Raw genomic sequence first — 6,201 nt, 5'->3', positions numbered from 1 at the left:
CGACCTAGTGACCCTGTACCGCGTGGTGCAGAACCATCTGGAAGAATTCGTGCGTCAATTCAAATGGGCCCTCAGCTCGCGGCAGATATTCGAATGGCAAAAAATGACTCGCCCGGAAACCCTGACCGACATCCAGCGCGCGGCCCGATTTTTCTACCTGCAGCACCATGCCTTTGGTGGCAAGGTTTCGGGGCAGAGCTTCGGCACCGCCACAACAGCCCCTGCAATCAACCTGCTGCGCATTGAAGAAAACTTGTCAGCTGCCTGGCAGCGTTTGTCCGGCACCTACGTTGAAAACTTGCCCTGGCTTGAGTGCGCTGAGCGCTACGACCGACCGCACACCTTCCACTACATGGATCCCCCTTACTGGCAGACTGCGGGCTACGGCGTGGACTTCCCGTTTGAAAACTACGAACGCATGGCCGATTTTATGCGGCGCTGCAAAGGCAAGGTTATGGTCAGCATCAACGACCATCCGGACATTCGGCGGGTGTTTGAAGGGTTTCATTTTGAAACGACAGAGATCCGGTACACGACCACGAACCAGCGGCAGGGGAAGGCTGAGGTGACGGGGGAGTTGATTGTATTGAATTGGATGCCGAGTGATCTGGGAGGGCTTTTTTAATTTGCCCTCCGTAACGTGAACTCGGAATGCACCTAAAATCTGGTGTGATTTGCTCAAAAAATCTGTAGTTATGAAGGTGTAAGAGATTAAGCTAGACAATTCATTATTGGTAATATTCACAAAAAGAGAATGTCGATGCTTATTGCTTTTGCAGGACTGCCAAGCTCTGGGAAATCATCTACAGCTAAAGCTCTCGGCCGGCTAATACATGCAGAGGTACACCTCGAGCCGGAAGAATCAGCCTGGCCTGAGTTGGTTAAAGAACGTGCTACTGTCGGAGCGTTCACAGCTTTAACCTGGTTCCGTACCGTGCGTGTACCTCAGTTGTTCAAAGCTGACGACTATAGAAAGAGAGGAGGGATATCTGTAATAGATAGTTATTATGATGTTTTGGTTGACTGTTATTTGGGTGACGTTGCCTTCGAGTGGTTGATATCTAAGCGTGATCCTTATTTTGCAGCCGCACAATCAATGGCTCGGACGGATTGGCTAACACTTCCGAAAGCAGATATTCTAGTTTTTCTCCGGCTAGATGAAAAAGTTTGGCGTGAATTCATGTCGCGGCGTGATCGGGATTTTGATCGTACTGCGGAATTGTGTAAGTACTTTGAAATGCAAGCAATAATGGAAGAAGCATGTAGGAAGGCAGCAAAGGAACATGGTACCCGCTTGATTAATGTTGATCAGGAGTCAGCGACACCGGAAATCACAGCTCGGCGCGTTGCGGATGTAATGGGGATGGTGTTATGAATAAATCAGCAGCACTTACTCTTGCCCAGGCTACAGCGGCTGCTCGTGAGGGGGGGGGTTCACTTGAACTACTTTCATTACCACTTACTCCAGCTCAGTCGGGATGCGCTTTAAGACTTACTCAGGCTGGTGCATTAATAACTTCTGGTGCGGCTAATAGTGCTGTGCTAAACGCAGAGCTTGTAGTTAAAAAGGTGTTTCTGAAGGGTAGTGAGGCAGCATCAATGCTAGGGCGGGCAGCGGACCCACAAACTTTTGAAAGTGTTGCAGGCCGGTGGTTCGACTCTGGCCAACAGGGGGGGGGTTACGAAGTAGCTGCTGGTTACTGGCTTGCAGATGCATTTATAAGAGGTGTGGGACCATCAGAGGCTGGAGAACTTACAAACTTCCTAGCGGGTCGAATACCTCTATACCGGCCACGCAGTAAGGTCTCTGTTAGGCGGTACCCCACTGGTGGGATATCAGAAAAGCAAGCATTAATTCTTCCACCTATAATGCGTGCACTTGCGCGCGAATTTAGTTGGTGCTCTCCTTTTTTGGTAGCTGGAAAACTTGCGCATACCGGAGGGACTCGAGACAAACTTGCGGTGATACCCGGTTTTAAAATTTCCAAGATAGCCGATCTTCCCATGTGGAATGGAGTTGATCGTCCAGTCCGTTATTTCTCAGCAGACGCCGAATTATGCCCCCGTGATGCGATGATGTATCGCCTTCGGGGTGAAACTGGAACAGTAGCAGATACTGGTCTGATGGCATCTAGTATTATGTCTAAGCAAATTGCTTTACCAGCTGATGTAATTATCTTGGATATATTACACGGCCCCACTGCTTTCTTAAAAACTCGCGTAGAGTCTGAAAAATTTGGTGGGATGTGTGAGGCCATAGGGTTAACGAATGGAGTGAAAATCGTTTCGAAACTGAGAGAGTCAAAAAATATTCTTGGCCGATCAGTCGGTTCGAGCACAGAGATTGTGGAGGCTGCCGAGCTTTTGCGAGGGGATATTTATTATGAGTTAGGGGGGGCAGAAATTGCCACTTCTATCGGTTTTATTAGAGTTTTTGCAGAGGAGCTTGGTTTGGATCCTGAGTTGGTATGTCACAGGGCTGAAGTGGCTATTAAAAGTGGAGATGCCTTTGACGCGATGCTCGATTTATTCTTGGAGCATGGGGTTGATAGTAAATATGTTCGTTCTTTTTCCTGTAGTCCACGAGACACTGTTCTTGGAGGTATTGATAAAACAACAATACTCGCCTCCGACTCGGGAACTGTAAAATGGGATGCTATGTCCGTAGCAGATATAGCAAATTATAAAATAAATTCGCCTGCACCAAAAAAATATCCTATTTGCACAGTAAGGCAAGGAGGTGTAGAGCTACTGGCACAGGACGGATCACCAGTTAAAAAAGGTGATCCGTTAGCTGTTATCTACGGAGAAGATTCTGAGTCAGTGGCTGGTTCACTGTCAGTGGCTGTGTCGATTTCGACTTAGCTGTGCTATGGCTCAATTATATCTCCAAGAGCCCAGAGCGCTTCAAAATCTTCCATCTGCCTATTAAATAACCAGCCTCGCCCGAGCTTGAGTGTAAAGGCTTTGGCACTCTTAGCTGAGGCGGGATAGGGGCCAGTAAAAAGCGTTTCGTCAATCCTATAAATCATCATTGAGAGGTGTCGCTTGGATAGCCTCACCTCAACTCCCTTAATGTCCCCAAGAGACTTGAGCAATGAATCCCGCGAACCGGAATACTGTCCGGTTGGTAGTTTTTCAGCTTCTTGCATAATTTTAGAGGAATCAGTATCAGGATCGACCAACAGAATGCGTACCTTTACTGGATTATGTTGCTCGGCGCGTTTCCTAAGCATTTCCTCGTTTTGCTCACTAAACGACCTAAGGGTGTATCCTGTGACGTCAATGACCTTGGCACCTGCAACGAGTGCATCGTATTCTTCCGTTAGGTTTCTCCTAGGGTAAGCTGCAACCAATCCTGTTTCGACGAGATCTCTCATTCTCACTTCTTCACCATTTCTTATCTGGTCGATCCACAAGGTTGCGAGTGAAATCAGCGATCCAGCGATCAAGGAGGTTCCTATTGATAGCTGCAATGAGCCACCGATTAAGACTAAAATCCCCCCCAAAACCATAAACACTAAAAATACCACTACAAGCGTGGTACGTGATCTTAAGAACAACTGGCGCGCATCGGCGTGCGCAAATTTATCCGGAGTAGTTTTCAATGGCGTCCCTTTCAGAAGCTCAATCAGGTTTTCTAGTGATAATCGAGGGTGGTGATGGTCTTGGCAAGTCCACACAGCTAGCAATCTTGAAAAACCAGATCCAGTCTCAAGGACGACGCACAGTGACTTATGACTTTCCCAACAAATCGGGAACGCCTATAGGCCAACTGATTGGCGATTTTTTGAAGGGGCGCTTTGGGCAGGTCACACCAGAGTTTCTAGGGCTCGCATTCGCTGCTGACCGCTTGGTCGCTCGTAAAAGCATCATTGAGGCCCTCAGCACCGGTGCTGTCGTGCTCTGTGATCGATATGTTGCATCGAACATAGCGTTCCAAGGGGCTAAAATACCTGACAATGAACGGCGTGGCGCCTTGGATAGCCTGCTACGCTGGCTTGAATATGAGGTATATGAGTTACCTCGTCCCGATCTTGAGATTGTCCTAACGTCTACTGATAATCACTACGAGGATGGGGCTCACCTCCTGCGAGCAAATGACCCTACTCGAGCTTATACGGAAGACCAAGCCGACATTCATGAAGCGTCTTTAGACCTTCAGCGAGAAGTGAACCTGTATTTTAGACAGTTACCGGAAACATCGAGGCTTAAAAGGGTCGAGATCGAATGCCCAAGCGGGGAAAGACGTACGGTTGAAGAAATGTCAGCACTGATTTTGAATGTAGTAAAGCAAGCAATGCAGTCTAGCCAAAAGGGCTGATTCTCAGCACAATACAACGTTGTGACATTCACGACTATTCGGGAAAAGCAATGAATCAGGAAATCGAGGATCTCATCCGCGACATCTGGCAGTCGGAGAATCCAGTACGCAGAGCAGAGGAGCTTGGCCAAGGACTTAACCAAGGTGCCCAGGCTGGCATTCAAGACATTATCAGCAAGATTAGGGCGCGTGCGATAGCACGGGCGAGTCTTGCTTCGAGTACGGATGCCAATAGCATTGATGAGGGGGCTATTTCGATAGATAACGCATCAAACAAGCATTCCCTGCTCTTGTTGTATTTTGCGATGTATGACTCAGATAGCCTTGCGGATTACTCGGTAGACGCTAGAGAACGCTGCCTAAAGGGCTGGTCAGAGCAGACGGACTTCCCTATTGAAGTCATTCGCGAAGCTGTAATTCTTGGCGTAAATGGCCTTAGATCATTGATATGAGCTTCCTCATCCCGTCATGAATAAAAGAGTGCCTGGGGCATCAGTTCTAAGGGATTGACATCCAGGCGTTCAATTATTTGACATGCGCCAATGTAAAGTTCAGCATCCCCACGGAATTGATTGAAGTCTCAGCCTTTAACACAGCTAGAGTACCTGGGCGTGTTAGCACTATGAGCCGATCCTACACTGCGGTGGGGAAGCACTTCTTAGCTGGCCATGAGGGACCTTTGTGTAGATCGTGCCCCCCAAAGTGCAAGGCCCTAGCGAAGCTGATCCATTGGAGCGCGAAACATATCTAGTTATTCGGAAAGTGTAGAAAGCCGTCGCTATCAGTTTTTTGCGGTTAATAGATCGTAGCTCGCTTCAAGTGTTTCAAGAAAGTCCTCTGCAAGCTCAGGCCAGCCATATAAATATGTATCTATGTAAGAAGTTTTGAATAACTTGTAGTTTGGTAGTTCTCCTATTTTGGCTATGCTGACTGAAGGGAACGGCCTGCTTTTAATAATGCTGACGTTCAAGTCGTGGTCGTTGATTAAATTGTATTGATCGCTCGTAATGTCGAGGGCGAGCCCCTGTGTCTCAATCCAGTAGTGTGAAATATTGTTTTCATTGTTTGAGTCTCTTGCTATTCCTGATATGCCATAAACGATTGTGGATGGTGATATTTTTGTTAAATGATAAGCTAATATAATAGAGGCTAGCTTGCAACTCATCACTGGGAAGTCTTGATTTATTAAGGCTATTTCACGGTGTTTTTTATTGTCTATAAGTTGTCTAATTTTTCGAGTTTCCTCAGTTATTTCTCGTATGGATAACAATTAAATAATCCTCATGTTGTATCGCAAGTTTTGAGTTTAAGTAGAAATATATTTTCTGTAAAAATAAGCTTAGAGCAGTATGGCGTAAAAACTTATTCGGAAATTCGCGGCTAATTCATCTTTGTCTAAGATACCCAATTTTTCGAATAAATGCGGGTTTCTTTGTTTCGTAGGATCGAATTGTCAGGACAAGGTATGGTACCAGAATCAATAAACACTACCGCGTAGGACGTGACCTACAGCCAATCGACACTCTCAAAGTATTGGTACCGAAAACGTCCTACTGGGCACGCGCTGTATATGCATACATGGAGGTCTTGAAAACCGCAGGTTGTGACGTGCCTACCGCTGTCCCAAGTCCACTTTCGGCCCAGAGTGTGTAAAAACACTTTCGTAGCCTGGGTTCCTCAGCCCAGTGCTCCTGGGCTAGGCGGTTTATCGAGCATTTGCCACGATCAGCGTCGGTAACGCGCCAGAGCGTTTATGAAGCGCTTGGGCACCTCTTAGAGCAGCAAAAGCTGGGCTTTTTACGCCGTCATCGCCTTCAACAAACCTTCGGTGCCGATGATTTTCATCACCCGTTTCAAGTTGTAGGCGAGCACATTCA

Annotated in this window: 7 protein-coding genes; 5 read left to right on the top strand and 2 right to left on the bottom strand. The window is 47.1% G+C overall.

The features are described 5' to 3' along the window. The 3 genes from AQS70_RS06735 to AQS70_RS06725 form a co-directional block, all read left to right on the top strand. Nucleotides 1-625: DNA adenine methylase (locus AQS70_RS06735; RefSeq protein ID WP_055102114.1), on the top strand; the 625-nt coding region annotated here is incomplete at its 5' end. A gap of 135 nt (nucleotides 626-760) precedes the next feature. Beyond that, nucleotides 761-1,375 (top strand): hypothetical protein, encoded by a 615-nt coding sequence (locus AQS70_RS06730; protein WP_055102113.1) that lies wholly within the window; start codon nucleotides 761-763, stop codon nucleotides 1,373-1,375. Then, the gene (locus AQS70_RS06725; RefSeq protein WP_055102112.1) at nucleotides 1,372-2,865 is read left to right on the top strand and encodes a hypothetical protein; all 1,494 of its coding nucleotides are present in this window, start codon (nucleotides 1,372-1,374) and stop codon (nucleotides 2,863-2,865) included. The genes AQS70_RS06730 and AQS70_RS06725 overlap by 4 nt, the downstream gene beginning before the upstream one ends. A gap of 5 nt (nucleotides 2,866-2,870) precedes the next feature. On the opposite strand, the gene AQS70_RS06720 is transcribed toward AQS70_RS06725, so the two are convergent. After that, nucleotides 2,871-3,608, bottom strand: a complete 738-nt coding sequence (locus tag AQS70_RS06720; protein ID WP_055102111.1) for a hypothetical protein — start codon at nucleotides 3,606-3,608, stop codon at nucleotides 2,871-2,873. On the opposite strand from AQS70_RS06720, the gene AQS70_RS06715 reads away from it, so the two are divergent. Together AQS70_RS06715 and AQS70_RS06710 are read left to right on the top strand one after the other, a co-directional pair. Beyond that, entirely contained in the window at nucleotides 3,608-4,324 is a 717-nt protein-coding gene (locus AQS70_RS06715) for a dTMP kinase (protein ID WP_055102110.1), read from the top strand. The genes AQS70_RS06720 and AQS70_RS06715 overlap by 1 nt on opposite strands. Before the next feature lie 50 nt (nucleotides 4,325-4,374). Next, nucleotides 4,375-4,776 carry a hypothetical protein gene (locus tag AQS70_RS06710; protein ID WP_055102109.1) on the top strand — a complete coding sequence of 134 codons (402 nt, stop codon included), beginning with the start codon at nucleotides 4,375-4,377 and terminating at the stop codon, nucleotides 4,774-4,776. A gap of 329 nt (nucleotides 4,777-5,105) precedes the next feature. Here the strand turns inward: AQS70_RS06710 and AQS70_RS06705 are convergent, their stop codons facing one another. Further along, complete coding sequence (locus tag AQS70_RS06705; protein WP_055102108.1) at nucleotides 5,106-5,594, bottom strand: hypothetical protein; 489 nt, start codon at nucleotides 5,592-5,594, stop codon at nucleotides 5,106-5,108. Nucleotides 5,595-6,201: the final 607 nt, after the last annotated feature.

Origin of the sequence: Pseudomonas endophytica (assembly GCF_001411475.1) — a bacterium.
Lineage (GTDB): Bacteria > Pseudomonadota > Gammaproteobacteria > Pseudomonadales > Pseudomonadaceae > Aquipseudomonas > Aquipseudomonas endophytica.
Note: the sequence above shows the minus strand (reverse complement) of the source record. Positions and strands in the feature narration are given on the sequence as shown.

Excerpts from the sequence above, each read along its gene's own strand:
- AQS70_RS06730 (WP_055102113.1), top strand. The coding sequence starts at position 761 with ATGCTTATTGCTTTTGCAGGACTGCCAAGCTCTGGGAAATCATCTACA.
- AQS70_RS06725 (WP_055102112.1), top strand. The coding sequence starts at position 1,372 with ATGAATAAATCAGCAGCACTTACTCTTGCCCAGGCTACAGCGGCTGCT.
- AQS70_RS06715 (WP_055102110.1), top strand. The coding sequence starts at position 3,608 with ATGGCGTCCCTTTCAGAAGCTCAATCAGGTTTTCTAGTGATAATCGAG.
- AQS70_RS06710 (WP_055102109.1), top strand. The coding sequence starts at position 4,375 with ATGAATCAGGAAATCGAGGATCTCATCCGCGACATCTGGCAGTCGGAG.